19 protein-coding genes and 1 riboswitch are annotated in these 19,187 nt (G+C 65.0%); of the genes, 8 read left to right on the top strand and 11 right to left on the bottom strand.

Annotated features, from left to right (window positions below):
• Positions 1 to 116: 116 nt before the first annotated feature.
• Complete coding sequence (gene crcB / locus I6F24_RS03755; RefSeq protein ID WP_036026142.1) at positions 117 to 500, bottom strand: fluoride efflux transporter CrcB; 384 nt, start codon at positions 498 to 500, stop codon at positions 117 to 119.
• Between the two features lie 28 nt (positions 501 to 528).
• The gene (locus tag I6F24_RS03750) at positions 529 to 1,731 is read right to left on the bottom strand and encodes an MFS transporter (RefSeq protein WP_057027003.1); all 1,203 of its coding nucleotides are present in this window, start codon (positions 1,729 to 1,731) and stop codon (positions 529 to 531) included.
• Positions 1,732 to 1,849: 118 nt separating this feature from the next.
• A riboswitch (Fluoride riboswitch) is annotated at positions 1,850 to 1,926 on the bottom strand.
• 259 nt (positions 1,927 to 2,185) lie between these two features.
• Here I6F24_RS03750 and I6F24_RS03745 point away from each other — a divergent pair.
• Positions 2,186 to 3,049, top strand: a complete 864-nt coding sequence (locus I6F24_RS03745) for a DUF1194 domain-containing protein (protein WP_036004084.1) — start codon at positions 2,186 to 2,188, stop codon at positions 3,047 to 3,049.
• 191 nt (positions 3,050 to 3,240) lie between these two features.
• Complete coding sequence (locus I6F24_RS03740; protein WP_225150043.1) at positions 3,241 to 3,876, top strand: hypothetical protein; 636 nt, start codon at positions 3,241 to 3,243, stop codon at positions 3,874 to 3,876.
• A gap of 7 nt (positions 3,877 to 3,883) precedes the next feature.
• On the opposite strand, the gene I6F24_RS03735 is transcribed toward I6F24_RS03740, so the two are convergent.
• Positions 3,884 to 4,723: a nucleotidyltransferase domain-containing protein gene (locus I6F24_RS03735; RefSeq protein WP_225150041.1), complete on the bottom strand. Its 840-nt coding sequence runs from the start codon at positions 4,721 to 4,723 to the stop codon at positions 3,884 to 3,886.
• A 111-nt stretch (positions 4,724 to 4,834) separates the two neighbouring features.
• Here I6F24_RS03735 and I6F24_RS03730 point away from each other — a divergent pair, with 111 nt between their 5' ends.
• Positions 4,835 to 5,434: a hypothetical protein gene (locus I6F24_RS03730; RefSeq protein ID WP_225150039.1), complete on the top strand. Its 600-nt coding sequence runs from the start codon at positions 4,835 to 4,837 to the stop codon at positions 5,432 to 5,434.
• Here I6F24_RS03730 and I6F24_RS03725 read toward each other — a convergent pair.
• Together I6F24_RS03725 and I6F24_RS03720 are read right to left on the bottom strand one after the other, a co-directional pair.
• Complete coding sequence (locus I6F24_RS03725; RefSeq protein ID WP_225150037.1) at positions 5,431 to 6,510, bottom strand: Tat pathway signal protein; 1,080 nt, start codon at positions 6,508 to 6,510, stop codon at positions 5,431 to 5,433. The two genes, I6F24_RS03730 and I6F24_RS03725, sit on opposite strands and share 4 nt — an antisense overlap.
• A gap of 84 nt (positions 6,511 to 6,594) precedes the next feature.
• Positions 6,595 to 7,617, bottom strand: coding sequence for a GntR family transcriptional regulator (locus tag I6F24_RS03720; protein ID WP_225156177.1), 1,023 nt, complete (start codon positions 7,615 to 7,617; stop codon positions 6,595 to 6,597).
• Between I6F24_RS03720 and I6F24_RS03715 the strand changes: the two genes are divergently transcribed.
• Genes I6F24_RS03715 through I6F24_RS03695 form a run of 5 tightly spaced genes read left to right on the top strand, consistent with a single transcriptional unit; the run spans position 7,594 to position 12,527 of the window.
• Positions 7,594 to 8,529, top strand: a complete 936-nt coding sequence (locus I6F24_RS03715) for a hydroxymethylglutaryl-CoA lyase (protein WP_225150032.1) — start codon at positions 7,594 to 7,596, stop codon at positions 8,527 to 8,529. The two genes, I6F24_RS03720 and I6F24_RS03715, sit on opposite strands and share 24 nt — an antisense overlap.
• Positions 8,526 to 9,740, top strand: coding sequence for a CaiB/BaiF CoA-transferase family protein (locus tag I6F24_RS03710; protein WP_225150030.1), 1,215 nt, complete (start codon positions 8,526 to 8,528; stop codon positions 9,738 to 9,740). The genes I6F24_RS03715 and I6F24_RS03710 overlap by 4 nt, the downstream gene beginning before the upstream one ends.
• Before the next feature lie 41 nt (positions 9,741 to 9,781).
• Positions 9,782 to 10,828: an ABC transporter substrate-binding protein gene (locus tag I6F24_RS03705; protein WP_225143590.1), complete on the top strand. Its 1,047-nt coding sequence runs from the start codon at positions 9,782 to 9,784 to the stop codon at positions 10,826 to 10,828.
• On the top strand, positions 10,825 to 11,673 hold the full coding sequence (locus I6F24_RS03700) for an ABC transporter ATP-binding protein (RefSeq protein ID WP_036004108.1): 849 nt from the start codon (positions 10,825 to 10,827) through the stop codon (positions 11,671 to 11,673). Before I6F24_RS03705 ends, I6F24_RS03700 begins: the two co-directional genes overlap by 4 nt.
• A 2-nt stretch (positions 11,674 to 11,675) precedes the next feature.
• On the top strand, positions 11,676 to 12,527 hold the full coding sequence (locus I6F24_RS03695; protein ID WP_225150028.1) for an ABC transporter permease: 852 nt from the start codon (positions 11,676 to 11,678) through the stop codon (positions 12,525 to 12,527).
• Between the two features lie 9 nt (positions 12,528 to 12,536).
• Here the strand turns inward: I6F24_RS03695 and I6F24_RS03690 are convergent, their stop codons facing one another.
• The 6 genes from I6F24_RS03690 to I6F24_RS03665 form a co-directional block, all read right to left on the bottom strand.
• Positions 12,537 to 13,784, bottom strand: a complete 1,248-nt coding sequence (locus I6F24_RS03690) for a methyltransferase (RefSeq protein WP_225150026.1) — start codon at positions 13,782 to 13,784, stop codon at positions 12,537 to 12,539.
• Positions 13,777 to 14,511, bottom strand: a complete 735-nt coding sequence (locus I6F24_RS03685) for a TlyA family RNA methyltransferase (protein WP_225150024.1) — start codon at positions 14,509 to 14,511, stop codon at positions 13,777 to 13,779. The genes I6F24_RS03690 and I6F24_RS03685 overlap by 8 nt, the downstream gene beginning before the upstream one ends.
• 27 nt (positions 14,512 to 14,538) lie before the next feature.
• Positions 14,539 to 15,093 (bottom strand): nucleoside 2-deoxyribosyltransferase, encoded by a 555-nt coding sequence (locus I6F24_RS03680; protein WP_225150022.1) that lies wholly within the window; start codon positions 15,091 to 15,093, stop codon positions 14,539 to 14,541.
• Between the two features lie 217 nt (positions 15,094 to 15,310).
• A complete protein-coding gene (gene dxs, locus I6F24_RS03675; protein WP_036004129.1) occupies positions 15,311 to 17,239 on the bottom strand; it encodes a 1-deoxy-D-xylulose-5-phosphate synthase in 1,929 nt (642 codons plus the stop codon).
• 628 nt (positions 17,240 to 17,867) lie between these two features.
• A complete protein-coding gene (locus I6F24_RS03670; RefSeq protein ID WP_008132970.1) occupies positions 17,868 to 18,119 on the bottom strand; it encodes an exodeoxyribonuclease VII small subunit in 252 nt (83 codons plus the stop codon).
• A 73-nt stretch (positions 18,120 to 18,192) separates the two neighbouring features.
• Positions 18,193 to 19,122 carry a histone deacetylase family protein gene (locus I6F24_RS03665; RefSeq protein ID WP_036004131.1) on the bottom strand — a complete coding sequence of 310 codons (930 nt, stop codon included), beginning with the start codon at positions 19,120 to 19,122 and terminating at the stop codon, positions 18,193 to 18,195.
• Between the last annotated feature and the right edge of the window lie 65 nt (positions 19,123 to 19,187).

Below are 19,187 nucleotides of genomic sequence, written 5' to 3'. Positions count from 1 at the left end.
ATGAGCCACCAGCCAACACATCATACCGCAGAAGCGGGGAGCGCTCCAAGATATGCGGCCGCTCGCCACTATGCCGTCGCGGCTGGGCAGGAATGCACGACTTGCGCCTGCGCGAGTTACGGAAGTGCGCGAACGAGCTGTAATGCGGCGATCAGAGCGCCCACCGACAGCACGACCGACGCAATCATGTAGGCGGCAGATGCCCATGTCTGGCCGCGCTCGATCAGATACCAGGCATCCAGCGAGAACGTCGAGAACGTCGTGTATCCGCCACAAACTCCGACCGTCAGAAACATCCGCGCAGCCTGCGGCAGGTTCCATTTGGTCGCGAACAGCGCGGTGAAAATGCCGATCAGGAACGATCCGGTGACGTTGACGATCAGCGTGCCCCACGGAAAATCCGTACCGAACGCGCGGCCCGACCCGATCGCAACGAGATAGCGTATGACCGCGCCGAGCGCTCCGCCGCCGGCAACGGCGAGGATGTATTGAATGTTCAATGTCTCGTTCCCCACTTCGCCATTTGCTTCACTTGCCCTCGGTGGCCAGACCTTTGCCGACGGCGAGCAGCCCCACCAGCGAAACCAGCGCGAATCCAAGCCCGGCAAGAAACGTTCCCGCCGGTCCATAGGCGTCCCACAGCGCACCCGCGATCACGCTCGCAGCCAGCAAGGCAAGCCCGGTGAACAGGTTGAAATAGCCGAAGGCGGTGCCGCGCAGGCTTGGCGGGGCGGCATCGGCGACCATGGCCGAGAGCAGGCCCTGCGTCAGTCCCATATGGAGTCCCCACAGCACGACTCCGAGCGCGAGGCCCGCAAGGCTCGGGAGCAGCGCCAGCGCGAGGTCGGCCGCGGCGAGGAAGACCAGGCCGAGCGCGAGCAGGCCGGTCCGGTTGATCCGGTCCGACAGCACGCCGGCCGGATAGGCCGACAGTGCATAGGCGACGTTCATCAGCACCAGTACAGCCGGCACCCACATCACGTCGAGCCCGATGTTCTGTGCGCGCAAGATTAGGAAGGCCTCGCTGAAGCGCGCGAGCGTGAACACGACGCCCACGGCGACGACGCGCCAATAGACCGCTCCGAGCTGGCGCATTGCGGCGAGATTGAGCGGATTTTCCGCACGTTTCCGGCTCGGATCGGGCTCCGGCTCCTTCACCGCGAACGCGATCAGCCCGAAGGACAGGAAGGCCGGCAGCACCGCCACCCAGAACACGAGGGTAAAATTGTCGGCCGTCCACCACATCAGGCCGATGGCCACGAGCGGCCCGACGAAGGCGCCGATCGTGTCGAGCGATTGCCGCAGGCCAAAGCTCGCGCCGCGCAGGCCGACCGGGGCGATATCGGCGATCAGCGCATCGCGCGGCGCGCCGCGAATGCCCTTGCCGACTCGATCGATGAAGCGCGCCGCTACCAGCCATCCGACGCTGGGCGCGAGCGGGAACAGCGGCTTGGTGAAGGCGGCCAGCCCATAGCCGAGCGCGGCGAGCAGTTTGCGGCGGCCGAGCCAGTCCGACAGCGCACCGGAGAAGATCTTGGTGATCGAGGCGGTCGCCTCGGCAATGCCCTCGATGAAGCCGACGGTGAGGGTGGAGGCGCCGAGCACGGTGACGAGATAGACCGGCAGCAGCGCGTGGATCATCTCGGAGGAGATGTCCATGAACATCGAGACAAAGCCGAGCACCCAGATCCCTCTGGGCAGTGTGGTACGTACGGCATTCGGTGTCGTCATCGTCACGTCTTCGTGGTCCCCTCGCATTCGCCTGCCGGCCGCCAGCAGGCAACAAAAAACCCGCCATCGGCGGGTGTGTCCATGCTCCCGCCAAAGGCAGAGGCCCAAGATTGCCTCTCCTCGAGCAGGAGTCATCAGCCCATGAGGTCATCGATCGCCGGGCGGTTGTCGGGGGACTCCATCCCCATCTGCGACCAACCTAGCATGGAAATCGTGCCGGACAAGTGGGCGGGGTCGCGTGCCTCCGCCGGCAGCTGGATTCCGGGCCCTCGCTTCGCGAGTCCCGGAACGACGGCTCTTGAGATCGCCCCTGTTCCCGACGCAAGCGCGGCAACATGGCGGCAGACTTGCGTAACGTGTGAATTCCTAACTCGAATGTGAAGCACAAGCGATCTTCGGCCTTTGCGGCAAGCCGATTGCATGTCACCATCGCGTCATACGACGGGAGACTGCGATGCGTTTGCTGTTCTCGATCGGGGCTGTGCTGGTGGCCGGCATGTTCGCCGGAGGGGACGTCGCGGGCATCGCGGCACCAGGACCCAAATTCGAATCGCCCAGAACTCAACCGCAGCGGCTTGCGGCCGACAAGGACGCGCAGAGCGTCGATGTCGAGCTGATCCTCGCGGTCGACGTGTCCTACTCGATGGACATGGACGAGCTCGCGATCCAGCGCGAGGGCTATGCACAGGCGATCCAGTCGAAGGAGTTCCTGCAGGCGCTGAAGCTCGGCCCGAACGGCCGCATCGCAGTGACCTATTTCGAGTGGGCCGCCTCCAGCGACCAGAAGATCATCATTCCCTGGCGGCTGATCGATGGTCCGGAGACGGCGGACGCGGTTGCCGCCGAGATCATGAAGACGCCGATCCGGCGCGCTTCGCGCACCTCGATATCAGGCGCGATCAACTTCGCGATGCCGCTGTTCGACGAGGATCCCTATCGCGGCCTGCGCCGCGTCATCGACATTTCCGGCGACGGTCCGAACAACAATGGCGGCCCGGTCACGATGGCGCGTGACGCCGCGCTGGAGAAAGGCATCGTCATCAACGGCCTGCCGATCATGGTCAAGGAGCCGTCCTATTCGACCATGGATATCGACAATCTCGATCTTTATTACGAGGACTGCGTCATCGGAGGGCCGGGGTCCTTCGTCATCACGATCAAGGAGCGCGACAAGTTCAAGGAAGCGATCCGCACCAAGCTGCTGATGGAAATCGCCGGCCGCACCCCGGAGCGGCCCGTGATGCCGGTTGCCGACAAGGAGCCGCGCGTCAATTGCCTCATCGGCGAGAAGATCTGGTCCGATCGCTGGGGGCGGTGAGGGGGCGGTTTTTTCCGGTGGCATCACGCCAGTTCCGGCTGAGATCTTTTGCCCGCCCGGCCGACGCGCGCGCTTAACGGCTCGTTAACGGGTGCGTGGCCCTAATCGCATCGTTACTGTTCGTTCCCGCCGGCATCCTGACCTGCCCAAGCCAGCGAAAGCGGGTTTGTGAGGCCCGTCCGAGCAATCCAATGGCCATCGTCACATCGAGCACCAGCCAGATTTCGCCCGCCAACGAGCGGCTGTATCGCCAGAGCGCTCTGCTCGGTGACTGGAAGGGCACTTGGGTGGGCAACAACCAGCCCGTCGGCTTCAAGGTCGTCAACATCCGCGGCGCCCGGGCGCAGGTCGAGTACACCCACAACGGACGCACCGAGCGCGGCTTCGGCGAGGTTCAGGGCACGCTCATCACCTTCGGCGGGGTCACGGTCGGCACCAAGGACGGCAAGAACATGGTGATGCTGTTCTCGTTCGGGGGCGTCGGCAAGCAGACTGCAAATCTGCAAAAGCAGGACCCGCCCGCGTCCGACAGCCGCCTGATGGGAAGCTGGGGCGGCTATTCCAGCGAGAACGGCAAGAGCGCGAGCTTCAAGGTGCTGTCCGTCAATGGCAAGGAGGCCGAGGTCAGCGTCACCACCGACGGCGTCACCCGCAAGGGCACCGGCTTCGTCTACAAGAACGTCATCATGTTCGGACAGACGCAGATCGCAAGCGACGACGGGCAGAACGGCAAGATCATCTACCAGGTCGGCACCAAATCCTTCATGGTGCCGGTGACGAAATATCCGCCGGCGGATTCGTCGTCTTCGGTCGACAAGACCGCATAACCACCCTTTACGGCGCTGTTCCGCCGGGGTGAGCCAGCGCCTTCAATTCTCGGTCGACCTGCCGCAGCATTGCGCAGGCCTGCGCGAAACCGCCATCAGCGACGAGTCGCCAGATTTCGTCGGCCTGCTCCACCAGGTGTGGAATCGTCAGCGGCAGGCCGGCTGCCTCCTGCAGCGCCCCCTTCTCGTTGATTAGATAGCGCTCGTTCAGTGCGAACAGAACCTGCGCGACGCAGGCGAGCGATCTGTAAAGGCAGCCCGCGACGTGGGTCCGCTCGTTGCGTGCGGCCGCGAGCTCGGCATTTTCGATGCTGAACAGTACTTCCCATTGGAAGCGCCGGATCAGGGCGCTGCGCAGTGGCTCCGGATAGGGAAGTGCGATCGACTTGAATCGGGCAATCAGGCCGGTCGGATCGTGCAGCGGCTGACAATATGCGATCTCGCCCATCCAGATCGCCGAGCAGAAGCCATGTGGATGGCCGGGTTGGTAGTCCATGGTGACCACGCCGGCGCCGCAGGATTCCATGACGGCCTCGACCGCGTCGGCGTCGCGATAGAGCAGGTCGACCTTGCAGCCTCCCACCGAAAGCCAGGCGCCGCCGACGATCCAGGGCCCCCATTCTCCGACGGGCGTCACCGTCGTGGCGGCGGGATCGTCCGCGATCGTCTTCGCGGCGGCCAGCAACCGTCCGATGTCCAGCGCTGACTTGAAATAGAGTCCGATATCGTAGTCCGAGGCCGCATGCGCGCGGCCCCGCGCGCGAGAGCCGCCGAGTACGACAGCTTGAACGCCAGGTACATCGGCAACAACGGATGTCAGGCGGGTGAGCAGCGGATCGTCCGGCATCAGGTGCGGTTCCCCGAAAGACCTGCGGCCGCGAGGGCCGGCGCGGTCACTCCGCTGGCATTGATGATGGTCGAGGAGTATAGTTTTAAGGGCTTTTAGACGGTAGCTGGAATGTTCGACCTTGCACGCTCATGCGCTCTTGCAGCTCTCGCCGTGTTCTGCCTCGGCGGAGCGCCGGTTCACGCGCAAGTGGCGCCGCTGCGATATTGGATTCCCGGCGGGCCTTTCGGCCTTGGCGGCGCTGCCGGCCTGAGCTCCGACAGCTATGGCAACTTTGCGAGCTTCAACGCCGGAGAGGCCGATTGGCGCACGGGCTCTGCGAACGGCTTCTTCATCGGTCGCGCACGCGGCGACTTCGGATGGAGCGGCTTCAACCAGGCAAGCTCGCTCGGCAATTTCAGCGCGCTCTCTTATGACAGCACGCAATTCGGCTATCAGATGAAGACCGGCGGTGGCATGCCCGTCACCTTCTTTGCCGGCTTCGACACGCTGAAATACGGCAACGGCATCGGCAGCTCGCTGGCGCCGCTGACCTCCGGCGCCGGACCCGGCTATGGCGGGTTTGCGGGTGTCGAATTCAAGCCGACCTCAAATCTCAGCCTGTCGTTCGGCGTCGGCTATACCCAGCAGGATTCGGGCCGCATGGACAGCGACATCAGATCGAACATGCTGCCCGGCGAGTCCCCGGCCCTGGGTGGCCTTCGGCGTTAAGATCGCATCACCAGCTCCGGCGGACGCCGCAGCGATTTCGGCAAGTCGGGTCCGGTGCCGAAGCGCATCACGATGTCGGGGCGTCGTTCGCCGAGGCCGAGCCGGATCGCGAATTGCTGCCTCAGTGCTGCGACCTCGACCGGCTGGTTGACGAAGGAATATTTCAGTCCCAGCGCGGTCGCCTGCAAGCCGAAGCGCTGGCAGGCGCGGCCGACCGCGATCCAGTGCGAGGTGTCGCTGCGATCGGCAGCAAGCACGACGACACCGGTCGAGCTGTCGAGCTGCTCGCGGTATTTCTTGTTTTCTCCGCTCTCGGTGAAGAACAGCTTCAGAAGCGGCCGGGCTATCCAGGACGGCAGCGCAGGATTTCCCGATGCGGGCGCGAACAACCCGTCCATGGTCGCGACCGCCTCTGCCTCGTTGAAGCGGATCCAGTCGACGAGCTCGCGCATGAAGGCCTTGTCGCGCATCTGCGCCGAATTGCCTTCGAGCACATAGTCGGCGACCTCAGCCATTCCGGCACGCTCGGTGATCAGGATCGCAGCGACGCCGGGTTGCCGGCAGGCGTTCTCGAGCTGGCGCAGGATCTCGGGCGCGGCAGGCTTGCCGGCGAAGGCCGCGCGGGTGCATTGCCTGACGGGAATTGCATCGGCCAGGGCCGATGCGGCAGGAGCGGCCTCGTCGAGCGTGATCACGATGCGATCGCCGTCGACGACCGGATCGGCGCGCCAGCCCAGCGTGGCCGCGGCGAGGATGAGGTTTTCGGCGGCACAGCCGAGACTGACGAAGAGATGATGATCGTCGGGATCGACGGCCGGACAGCGCCGCGCGACGTCAGGCGCAATCGTGATGACATTGCCGCGGACGGCGAAGATCCACGGCTGGGTGTTGTGGCTGTTGGCCGCAAGCGTCGCAAACCGGACGAGCTCGCGATCCCTGGGCGCTGCTCGCAGCGGAGCCCGTGACGCGTTGATGGCCTCGTCATAGGTCATCGCCGCCAGCGCGGCGGAAGGGCTGCCGATCGCTGCCGCAGAAAGCCCGAGCGCGGTCGTGATGAATTGTCGCCGGTTGGCCACGGACTTCCGCTCCACACCCCATGATGAGGCATTCTTAGCGCCAGGCGGCGCCGAGAAGATTGACCGGAATCAAGGTCGGTAGGATCACGATACGCCGGCGACCAGCGGACGCTGCAGGTGCCGGGTCATCAGGTCGGCGGCTTCGCTGTAGCGCCGCGCTTCCAGAACGTCGAGCAGGCGCAGATGCTCGCGCACGTGCCGCCTCATGCCGTCACGATCGGCGAAGCTGCGATAGGCGAACAGGCGCCTGATCGAGTTCACACGCTTGAGCGCTTCGAGGAAGAATGGATTGCCTGTTCCGCGGATGATCTCCTCGTGGAATTCGCAGCCGGAGTGAAAGATCTCGCCAATCGTCATCTTCTCGATTTCGCCGTCGAAGACCCGCTGTTGGCGCTCACGCAGGCGTGTGATCACCTCCTGGGGCAGTGCAAAGCCGGGCTGTGCGATCGCCGCCGGCTCGATCACCGCGCGAAACGCCTTGGCCTGCGCCTGCGCTTCGGGGCTCGAGACCGTCTCCGCGAAACGCCAGCCATAGCCGGGCAGGCGTGCGATCCAGCCCTCGGCGGCGATACGGTCCAGCAGCCGCTGCAACTCCGCGCGGCTCAGATCATAGCGGCGCAAGAGCTCCGCCTCCGTGACGTCGGCTGGGAGTCGGCTCGCGAGCACGTCCCCTGCGATGGCCGTATAAACCTGCTCGCCGCGCCTGACGGCCGCGAGCGCCGGTTGGGCGGCGCCGCTGGTCGGATTCTTCGCCAGCACGAAGCCGCGATGCGGCTCGCCGCGCGCCAGCCCCGCCGCTTCCAGGGCCTTCAGGCCGAGCCGGATCGGCGCGCGTGAAAGATCCAGCGCATCCGCAAGCCTTTGTTCAACCAAGCGGTCTCCGGCCTTCATGCCTTCGCGGCGGGCTAGCGCCATGATCAGGCCGGCGAGCTGCTCGGCCCGCTCGGAACCGTTCTTGTCGCTGCGCGGTCGGGAACTATCGGTGGCGCTCATCGCAGTGCACGCAAGTTTTAGGGCTTGACAGACTGTCTCATGGATTGTTCTTTTATGCAACAATATACAATCGTCCCCAGGGAGACCCACATGGCCCGCGAGCCCGATGTCCACATTTGCGAGGTCGCGCCCCGCGATGGTCTTCAGAACCTGGACATCTTCGTTCCGACCGAGGCCAAATGCGCGTTGATCGACATGATCGCCGCCGCGGGCATACGCGAGATCGATGCCGGGTCGTTCGTCCCGCCGAAGGTCGTGCCGCAATTCGCCGACGTTGATGCGGTGATGGCGCATGCGCTCATGCACAAATCGACTCTCATCGGTGCGCTGGTGCCGAACCCGAAGGGCGCCGAGCGCGCCATCGGCGCCGGCGTCGACGCCGTCTATTTCGTCATCTCGGCCAGCGAGACGCACAACCGCGCAAACGTGCGCCGCTCGGTCGACGAGCAGGTCGACGGGTTTCGCGCAGTCCGCGCTGCGATCGACGCCCAGCCGTTGGGGCAGCGGCCGCGCTTGATGGGGGCGATCTCCACCTCCTTCGGCTGCTCGCTGGAAGGGGAGGTGAGCGAAGCGGCGGTGTGCCGGGTTGCGCGCGCTTTTGCCGAAGCGCGTGCCGACGAGATCGGGCTTGCCGACACCGTCGGTTATGCGACGCCGAAATCGATCCGGCAGATCGTCGGGGCGGTGCAGCGCGAGCTCGGGTCGCAAATGACGCTGCGGCTGCATCTGCACGATACGCTCGGCGCCGGCCTGGCCAATGCCGTCGCCGGCCTTGAAGCGGGCATTCGCCGTTTCGATGCCGCCGTATCCGGCCTCGGCGGATGTCCCTTCGCTCCGGGCGCACGCGGTAACATCGTCACCGAGGATCTGGTGTTCATGCTGGAGCGCATGGGGCTCTCCACCGGCATCGACCTCGACCGCCTGATGCAGACCCGCGAGATTCTCGCCCGCGACATCCCCGCAGACCATCTGACCGGGCATCTGCACGAGGCCGGAATTCCCAAGCTCCTGCGGAGCGCGGCATGACCATGGCTGTGCGTGAGACGGGATCTGAGCTTCGTCCGTTGGCAGGCCTTCGGGTCATCGAGTTCAGTCAGATGGTGATGGGGCCGAGCTGCGGCTTGATCCTGGCCGATCTCGGTGCCGACGTGATCAAGGTCGAGCCGCCCAAGGGTGACCGTACCCGCGCCTTCAAGGGACCTGCCGCCGGCTTCTTTGCGACCTACAGCCGCAACAAGCGCAGCATCGCTCTGGACACGTCGACAGCGCAGGGCCAGGACATCGCACGCAGACTGCTCGAGCACAGCGACGTGCTGATCGAGAACTTCCGGCCGGGCCTGTTGAAGCGGATTGGTCTCGACTACGAGAGCGTCGCGGCTTTCGTACCGCGCCTGATCTATTGCTCGCTCAAGGGCTATCTGCCTGGTCCTTACGAGAACCGCCTGGCGCTCGACGAAGTCGTGCAGATGATGGGCGGCCTCGCCTACATGACCGGTTTGCCCGACAGGCCGATGCGCGCCGGCGCCTCGGTCAATGACGTCATGGGCGGCATGTTCGGTGTGATCGCGATCCAGGCCGCGCTCGCCGAGCGGCAGCGTACCGGCCGGGGCCGCTACATCCAGAGTGCGCTGTATGAGAACAACGTGTTCCTGATGGCCCAGGCGATGATGTGCGAGGTGGTCAGCGGGCAGCCATCGATCCCCTATTCGATCAAGGACAGCCCGTGGCCCGTCTACGACCTCTTCGACACCAGGGATGGTTCGAAACTGTTCGTCACCATCGTCGGTGAAGAGCAATGGGAAGCGTTCTGCCGCGCCTTCGATCGCGAAGCCTGGCTCTCCGATCCACGCTTTGCCACCAGCAATGACCGGGTCGATCATCGCGGCTGGTTGATCCCGGAAATCGCAAATATCTTCAAGCAATGGGACAAGGCCGATCTCGCCGCGCGGCTCGAGCAGCTCGATCTGCCCTACGCACCGGTGAACAAGCCCGGCGATCTCTTCGATGATCCGCATCTCAACCAATCCGGCGGCCTGACTGACATCCGTTTGCCTGACGGTAATGAGGTCAAGACACCGCTGTTGCCGATTGCCATGGACGGAAAGCGGCTGTCCAACCGCTACGATCCACCCGGTATCGGCGAGCACAGCGGCGAGATCCTGCGCGAGATCGGGATGCCGCCGGATGAGATCGAACAGCTGCGACAAGCAGGGACAATCAAGGTCCCGCCGTCCTGACGGACCGCGCGATTGAACAAGAACCAAGGGAGGAGGATCACATGAGCATTTCTAGACGCCAGGCGCTGTTCGCGGGGTCTGCATGGGCCGGCGCGTCACTGCTGCCGGGGCCATTGCGTGCGGAGGCCAAGCAGGTCTCGCTCGCTTTCGGGCCGGTGTCGCCGGTTTACGCCATCGGCATGATCGCGGAGCTGAAGGGGTACTTCAAGGACGAAGGACTCGATTCCAAGCTCGTTACCGGCAATGCCGGTACGTTCGGCCGGCAGACATTGGCGGCGGGGCAGGCGCTGTTCGCGCATGGCGATGCCAGCCATCCGCTCCAGCTCGGTGCGCGCGGCAAGCCCTGCAAGATGCTGCTCGCGACCGAGATGGTATGCTCCTACGCCAACATCGTGGTCCGGCAGGACCTCTACGAGAGCGGCATCAATTCGGTCGAAAAGCTCGCGGATTACAAGCGCCCCGACGACGCCAAGCCGATCGTTGCCGCGACCGCCATCGGGTCAGGCACCTGGGTGTACGGCACCTATGTGTTCGAAGCGCGTGGGCTCGGCAACAAGGTGAACTGGGTTGCGGGCGGCGGGCCCAACACGATGTTCCCATCGCTGCAGACCAAGCAGTTCGACGCCATCGTGGCGCCGCCGAGCTGGATCGTCGAGGTCGAGAAGAAGGGTTTTGGCCGGACGATCTACGACACGTCGAAGCCTGGCGTGTTCGAGAAGGATTTCGGCGGGACGTTGCCCGTGCTGGTGATCTATACGCTCCAGGACACGGTCCAGCAGGACAAGGCGATGGTGCAGGCCTACGTCAACGCGATCTACCGGGCGATGGCTTTTGTGAAGGCGACGCCGCTCGCGGAGGTGCAGGCGCTGGTCACGCCGAAGTATTTTTCAGGGATAGATCCCGATGCGGTCAGCGCCGAGCTCGGCTTCGACAAGTCGACCTGGGCCTATGACGGCGTCATTGACAAGGCGTCGTTCGAACGCGGCGCCAAGCCCTGGTACCGCAAAGGAACCGATATTCCCGAAACCAGGTACGAGGATGCGGTCGACATGAGCTTCCTTCAGGCGGCCAGGGCGAAATACAAATGATCGCCGCGCCAAGCCAAGGCCTCGCGCTCGCGCGCGATCAGGATCGAGCAGCCGTTGCGCGCACGCGCATTGCCGTGCAGGGGCTGTCCAAACGCTTCAACGCGTCCGGCCGCGAGTTCGTGGCGGTGGATGACGTTTCCTTCGAGGTCAAGCAGGGCGAGTTCGTCGCGCTGCTCGGTCCATCCGGCTGCGGCAAAAGCACCATTCTCAATATGGTCGCGGGGCTGTTGCCGCGCTCCGGCGGACGCATCCTGATCGACCAGGACACGGTCGAGACCGGCGAGGTCAACCCCAGGGTCGGCTATGTCTTCCAGCGCGATACGCTGTTTCCGTGGCGGACCGTGGAGCAGAACATCGGCTATGGGCTGGAGATCGCGGGAGTGCCAAAGAGCGAGCGCGCCGCGCGCGTTGCCACCGCCATCGAGAAGGCCGGCCTTGCAGGCTTTGCGCAGAGCTTCCCGCGCATGCTGTCCGGCGGCATGCGCCAGCGTGTCGCCTTAATGCGCACGCTGATCCTGGAGCCCGAGATCCTGCTGATGGACGAGCCGTTCGGCGCGCTCGACACCCACACCAAGCTCGAGATGCACAAGACGCTGCTGGAGATCTGGGAACGCGAGCGGCAGACCGTTCTGTTTGTGACTCACGATCTCGGCGAAGCCTTGACGCTGGCGAGCCGCATCATTCTGCTCTCGGCGCGCCCCGGGCGTCTCAAGGAAGACTTCGACGTCGCCATTCCGCGTCCGCGCGATCCCGTGGCCGTGCGTGAGACGGCCGAGTTCGCCCGGCTCTATTCCCACATCTGGCATTCCCTCGGCGAAGAATTCCGCCGCACCAGGGCCGACTGATCATGTCCAACAGCCGCACCGTCATCCTGTTCTGGCAATTGGCCATTCTCGCAGTCGTTCTCGTCGTCTGGCAATGGGGCTTCGAATGGAGCAAGACGTTGCTGCCGAAGGCCTACGTGCCGAAAATCCTCGATCCCTATTTCGTCGCCAAGCCGTCGCTGATCTGGCAGAGTTTCTTGCGGCTTGGCTGCTTCGCAGACGCGACCGGCTTTACCGCCTGCATCAAGGGCAGCGACAACAATCTATGGCTTGCCACACTCGTCACGTTGAAGAACACCTGGTGGGGCTTTCTGTTCGGCTCGGCGAGCGGGATCGCGGCCGGCCTGGTGCTCGGCCGTTCCGATTTCCTCTCTCGCGTGTTCAGCCCCTACATCGTGGCGCTCAACTCCATACCGCGCATTGCGCTGGTCCCGCTCGTCATCCTTATTTTTGGCCTCGGTGACCTCTCCAAGATCGCAACCGCCTGGCTCGTCGTGTTCTTCGTGGTGTTCTTCAACACCTTCGAGGGAACGCGTGCGATCGACCGTGACCAGATCGCTGCCGCCCGCCTGCTCGGCGCCAGCGAATTCACGGTGCTGCGCACGGTCGTGATCCCATCCGCGCTCGCCTGGGTGTTTGCCTCGCTCTTGCCGGCCGTTTCTTTCGCGCTGATCGGCGTGATCGTTGGCGAGTTCATCGGCGCCGAACGCGGTCTCGGCAAGCTCATCATCGAAGCTGAGGCGCGGGCCAATGCCAGCGAGATGATGGTAGCCATCTTCGTCATGATGTTCGTCGGCATCCTGCTGGCAATCGCAGTGCGCTCGCTGCAGTCCTACCTGTTGCGATGGCAGCCGCAGTTCGAGGCCTCGGCGTAGCCGCCCGCGTCAGCGGCTGAACCGCGCCACCAGCTCGACATGCGGCGTGTGGCGGAACTGGTCGACCGGCACCACGGACTCCAGCCGGTAGCCGCCGTCGATCAGGAGCCGTGCGTCGCGGGCAAAGGTCGCGGCGTTGCAGGACACGGCGATCACGATCGGCACCTTGCTCGCCGCAAGCTTCAGCGCCTGCGCCTGCGCGCCCTGGCGCGGCGGGTCGAACACCACGGCGTCGAAGTCCCGCAGCTCCTGCGGCATCAGCGGGCGGCGGAACAGATCGCGCGGCTCGCATTTGATCGGCTTCAAGCCAGGTGTGCGCGCAGCTTTCGCCAGCGCCGCGATGGCGCCGGCGTCACTGTCATAGGCGGTGACGCGGGCCTTCTCCGCGAGCCTGAGCGCAAACGGGCCGACGCCGCAGAAGAGGTCGAGCACCTCCTTGGCTTTGCCGATGCGCTCGGCGACGAGCGCGGCAAGCGTCTCCTCGCCGGCCACCGTCGCCTGCAGGAACGAGCCCGGCGGCAGCGTCACCTCGGCGCGGCCCATCCTCACCGTCGGCGGCAGGCGTTGCAGCACCAGCTCGCCATGCCGTGTCAGCCGCGCCAGACGGTGCTGCTCGGCGACGCGCGACAGCGCCGTGACCAGCGCCGTCGGCAGCGGGCCCGAGCCGCGCACGTCGACATCGAGCCCGTTGGCGGTCGCGGTGACCTGGATATCCAATGGCTTGGTCACTGCCATCTTGGACGTCAGCGGCTCGGCGAGTGCCCAGGCGGCGTCGAGTGCGCCCTCGAGCGCGGGATCGAGGATCGGACAACGATGGATCGGGATGACGTCGTGCGAGCTCGCAGCCGAAAAGCCGACCTTGAGGATGTCGTGCGTGCCGAACCGGCCGTGCAGCGTGATGCGCCGGCGCCCGGCGCCGTGGGCGTCGACCAGCGGCGCCACCTCGCAATCGATGCCGGCCTGCGCCAGCGTTTCGATCACGATGTTGCGCTTCCAGGCCCGATACGGCTCGGTCGCCCAATGCTGGATGGCGCAGCCGCCACACACGCCGAAATGCGGACAGAACGGCTCGACGCGTTCCGGGCTGGCGACTTCAACTGCCAGCAGCTTGCGGCGGTCGGGATGATGGCCTGCGACGTGATCGACCTCGACGGTCTCGCCGCCGAGCGTGTAAGGCACATAGATTGCTTCGCCGGCGTCGAGGCAGACGCCGTCGCCGCGATGGCCGACATGATCGATCGTGATGCGCTCAACCACGGCGCGCGCCCAGGAAGAATTCGATGTTGCCGTCGCCGCCCGTGATCGGCGAGGGGAATATCTCGATCTCGGTGCAGCCGAGCGAAGCCGCGAAGGCTGCGATGTCGTCGCAGATCTCCCGGTGCACGGCGGCATCGCGGATGATGCCCTTCTTGTTGTGCTTCCGCTCCGCCTCGAATTGCGGCTTGATCAGCGCCAGCAGGCTCATCGGCGCGGCTGCCAGCGACAGAGCTACCGGCAGCACTGATTTCAGCGAGATGAAGCTGACGTCGATGACGACGACATCGGGCCGCGCCGGCAGGCGCTTGCCCTCATAGCTGCGGATGTCGGTCTCCTCCATCGACACGATCTTGGGATGATCGCGCAGCGAGGGATGCAGCTGGCTGGTTCCGACATCGATGGCGAACACCAGGCTCGCGCCGTTCGCCAGCAGCACCTCGGTGAAGCCGCCGGTGGATGCGCCGACGTCGAGGCAGACATGGTCCTCGATCTCGATCGGGTACCGCTCCAGCGCCCCGGCGAGCTTGACGCCGCCGCGGGAGACGTAAGGGTGCGCCGGCTCGGCCTGGATCACCGCGTCCTCGGCAATCGTCTCCGACGGCTTTGCGACCTGCTTGTCGTCGGCCGTGACGAGGCCGGCCTCGATCGCCGCGCGGGCCCGCGCCCGGCTCTCGAACAGGCCGCGCTCGACCAGCAATACATCCGCGCGCTTGCGGGCAGGGGGCATCGGATCTCCGACGGACGACTAAAAAGCTTATGTAGCGATCAATCGCGCGGCCGCCATCCGGACGCAAGTCTCGAACGCGGTGAGATCGTGCCAGACGTCGGTCGGCATAGTGGCCGGCGTCACCAGCGGGCAGCCGTGCAGCTCCAGCGCATGGATCATCATGAGGTTGTCGACGAGGCCGAAATCTTCGACCGCCAGCCCCTGGGCATCGACCAGCCGACCATCCTCGGACACGACGTCCATGAAGCGACTGAGGCGGTCGGCATAGACGGCGCCATCGTTGGAATAAGCCAGGCAGAATTTGCGGCGGCCGGCCATGTAGCCGAGCTCGTAGACGGTGCCGGGATCGGCGCCGGCGCCGCGGAACGGCGTGAGGTTGGCGATGATGGCATCGGCCGCGTCCATCATCGCCTCGTTGCCGCAGAAAATCTGCCGCGAAGCGTCGCGCGCGGTGAGGTCGATCGCGTTGTCGAGGGGGTAGAGCCCGGTAAGCCCGTGCGCGGCGCAGATTTCGACCTTGCGCCGGCCGATCTCGACGGCATCCGGCAGGAACACGTCGGGGCCTGCCAGATAGATTTTCATCGCACGACCGATTGAGAAGGCATCGGAGTTGCCGCGACGTCGGCGGTGCAAAACCTCCCCCAAGGGGAGAGGTCGCGCCAAAGGCGCGGGTGAGGGTTACGCTCTCACGTGGGATCTGAGCCCCTCACCCGGATTGCACTGGACGATGCTTCGCATCGCCAGGAGCAATCCGACCTCTCCCTACGGGAGAGGTGGGGTTCAGCGTCTGCCGCGACAATCAAGCCAGCTTGACCGTCTCGGTCTTCACATCCTTGCCGAGCGCCTCGAACACCTTGGCGACGATGCCCTTGGCGTCGAGGCCGGCGCGGGCGTACATGGCGGCCGGGGTGTCGTGATCCTGGAACACGTCGGGCAGCACCATCGAGCGGAACTTGACCATGCCGGTGTCGAGCACGCCCTGATCGGTCAGGTATTGCGCGACATGCGAGCCGAAGCCGCCGATCGAGCCTTCCTCGATCGTGATCAGGATCTCGTGGTCGCGCGCGAGCTTGAGGACCAGCTCGGTGTCGAGCGGCTTCATGAAGCGCGCATCGGCGATCGTGGTCGACAGCCCGTGGGCGGCGAGCTCGTCGGCGGCCTTCTCGCATTCGGCGAGACGGGTGCCGAAGGAGAGCAGCGCGATCTTGCTGCCCTGGCGGATCACGCGGCCCTTGCCGATCTCGAGCGGAATGCCGACCTCGGGCATCTCGATGCCGCGGCCTTCGCCGCGCGGATAGCGCAGCGAGCTCGGACGGTCGTCGATCGCAACCTGGGTCGCCACCATGTGCACCAGCTCGGCTTCATCCGCCGCCGCCATGATCACCATGTTGGGCAGGCAGCCGAGATAGGCGTTGTCGAACGAGCCGGCATGGGTCGCACCGTCGGCGCCGACGAGGCCGGCGCGATCGATGGCGAAGCGGACGGGCAGGCTCTGGATCGCGACGTCGTGGACGATCTGGTCGTAGCCGCGCTGCAGGAAGGTCGAGTAGATCGCGCAGAACGGCTTGTAGCCTTCGGTCGCAAGGCCCGCGGCAAAGGTCACCGCGTGCTGCTCGGCGATGCCGACGTCGAAGGTGCGGTCGGGGAAGGCCTTGTTGAAGATGTCGACACCGGTGCCCGACGGCATCGCCGCGGTGATGGCGACGATCTTGTCGTCCTTCTGCGCTTCCTTGACGAGGCTCTGGCCGAACACGTTCTGATAGGCCGGCGCGTTCGGCTTGGCCTTGGCCTGCGTACCGGTCGCGACGTCGAACTTGACGACGGCGTGGTACTTGTCGGCGGAGGCTTCCGCGGGGCCGTAGCCTTTGCCCTTCTGCGTCACGACGTGGACCAGGATCGGACCGGTCTCCATGTCGCGGACGTTCTTCAGCACGGGCAGGAGATGGTCGAGGTTGTGGCCGTCGATCGGGCCGACATAGTAGAAGCCGAGCTCCTCGAACAGCGTGCCGCCGTCCATCATGAAGCCGCGGGAATATTCCTCGACGCGATTGGCGCGGTTGGCGAGGATCTTGGGCAGGCGCTTGTTGATCTGCTTGGCCGCATCGCGCAGCGTGCGATAGGTCTTGCCGGAATAGAGGCGCGACAGATAAGCGCTCATGGCGCCGACCGGCGGCGCGATCGACATGTCGTTGTCGTTGAGAATGACGATCAGGCGCGAGTTCATCGCCCCCGCATTGTTCATGGCCTCATAGGCCATGCCGGCCGACATCGCGCCGTCACCGATCACGGCGATAACGTTGTTCTTGCCGCCGGAGAGGTCGCGCGCCACGGCCATGCCGAGGCCGGCGGAGATCGAGGTCGAGGAATGCGCGGCGCCGAACGGATCGTAGTCGCTCTCGCTGCGCTTGGTGAAGCCGGACAGGCCGCCGCCGGTGCGCAGCGTGCGGATGCGGTCGCGCCGGCCGGTGAGGATCTTGTGCGGATAGGCCTGGTGGCCGACGTCCCAGATCAGCCGGTCGCGCGGCGTATCGAAGACGTAATGGATCGCGGTGGTGAGCTCGACCACGCCGAGGCCCGCGCCGAAGTGACCGCCGGTCACCGAGACGGCATCGATGGTCTCCTGCCGCAGCTCGTCGGCAACCTGGCGAACCTGCTCGACCTTGAGCTTGCGCAGATCTTCCGGCGTCCGGATGGTGTCGAGAAGCGGCGTCTTACTGTATGCGTTCACGGCGATTTCCAATTTGTCAGCACCGGAAGGTCATTCCGGTGCGCGATGGGTTTGCACAATATCGGCGCAGCGCGAGTCCTATAACCGTCGGAGCCACCTGCACGGGGCAAGGCCCCGCCTTCAAGCTTAGGTAAGCTTAAGTGTGCTCCGGTTCAGTCTCTGTGATCCCTGTCACTTAGATCGGCTTCGTCCGTCCCAAGCCAATTTCATCAGCAGTTTGAAGCACTTGTCGTCGGTAATCGGTGCCCACGCAAGGCTTACAAAAAGCCACACTCCGCGCAGCTTTACACCAAAGCTTAGACCAAAGCCAACCCGCTGGGCCGATTAGGGGTATGCAGGTGCAACTCGCGGACCAGAAGTGGTTAACCTCGGGGCGGGATAAGGGGTTCCGGCCTTGCTCGGTTCTTGGCAGGCTTTTTGGCCCGAGTATGGGCTTTTCTAGCTCTCAACGACCCGATTCGAAGGCAGGGACGTATCCACCGCCAGGGAACCGCATGCCGGCCGGGAGCTGCGCACTGCGATAAGGACGCAGCGGCCACGCTTACCGCGAACACATTCTACGCGGACCTGCGTCGCGGTCTTGCGCGGCCCTGCGGGGGCAGATGACTGAGCGGGAGAGCACTCTTAATTACTGGACGTCGAGCGGGGCCGTGCCGGTGGCTTGGCCGCTGGCATCGGTGGTGATCTTGTCGACGCGCGCCTCGGCCTGGCGCAGCAATTCCTCGCAGCGCCGCTTCAGGGCCTCGCCGCGCTCGTAGATCGTCACGGATTCCTCGAGCGGCACCTTGCCGTCCTCGAGCCGCTTCACGATCGTTTCGAGTTCCTCGATCGCGCGCTCGAAGGTGAGCCTGGAGACGTCGACTTGAGTGTTTTCGGCCATATCCGTTTCCGATTGCCCGATTCGCTTCACCTTGGAGAAAGCAGAGTTTTGCGGGCGTAATGTGGCGGGTGCCTCAAGCGCCCATCAGGGCGCCGACATGCGCCGTAACAGATTCTTTGAGTCCCTGCAGGTCATAGCCGCCCTCGAGCACCGAAACAACGCGGCCGCCGGCGGTCTTGTCGGCGAGATCCATCAGCTTGCGCGTCACCCAGGCATAGTCCTCCGCGCGCAGGTTCAGCGAAGCCAGGGGATCGCGATAATGCGCGTCGAAGCCGGCCGAGATGATCAAGAGCTCCGGGCTGAATTTCTCGAGCTGCGGCAGGATCAGATTCTCGAACGCGACGCGGAATTCCGGGCCGCCGTCCTCGGAGGCGAGCGGCGCATTGACGATGGTGTCGTGATCGCCGCGCTCGCTTTTGGCGCCGGTGCCCGGAAACAGCGGCATCTGGTGCGTCGAGCAGTACATCACGGTCGGGTCCGACCAGAAGATGTCCTGCGTGCCGTTGCCGTGATGCACGTCGAAGTCGACGATGGCCGCGCGCTTGATGCCGTATTTGCGCTGGGCGTGGCGCGCGGCGATCGCGACGTTGTCGAAGAAGCAGAAGCCCATCGGCTTGCCGATCTCGGCGTGATGTCCGGGCGGGCGGACCGCGACGAAGGCGTTGCGATGCTCGCCGGCCATCACCGCTTCGGTCGCCGCAACCGCGCCGCCGACGCCGCGCATCACCGCCTCCCACGTGCCGGGGGACATCGAGGTGTCGCCGTCGATGTAGACCTGACCGCTGGTGGGCGCGATGTGGCGCAGCTCGGTGACGTAATGCTCGTTGTGGCAGAGCGTGACGAGATCGAGATCGCCCTCCGGCGCCTCCTCGCGTGCCAGGAACTGGAAGCGCTCATGCGACAAGGCTTCCTCCACCGCGCGCAGGCGATCCGGCCTCTCAGGGTGTCCCGGCGGCGTGACATGGTCGAGGCAGGCCTTGTGGGAAAGGAGAAGCGTGCTCATCAGGTCGGCCTCACGGAAAACGGGCTTTTGCCGTCGTTGGCGCATCCGGCGCCAAAACGCAATGC

The organism is Bradyrhizobium sp. BRP23, assembly GCF_020194135.1.
GTDB classification, from domain to species: domain Bacteria; phylum Pseudomonadota; class Alphaproteobacteria; order Rhizobiales; family Xanthobacteraceae; genus Bradyrhizobium; species Bradyrhizobium yuanmingense.
The sequence above is the reverse complement of the archived record's forward strand: the minus strand, read 5'-3'. Positions and strand labels throughout refer to the sequence as shown.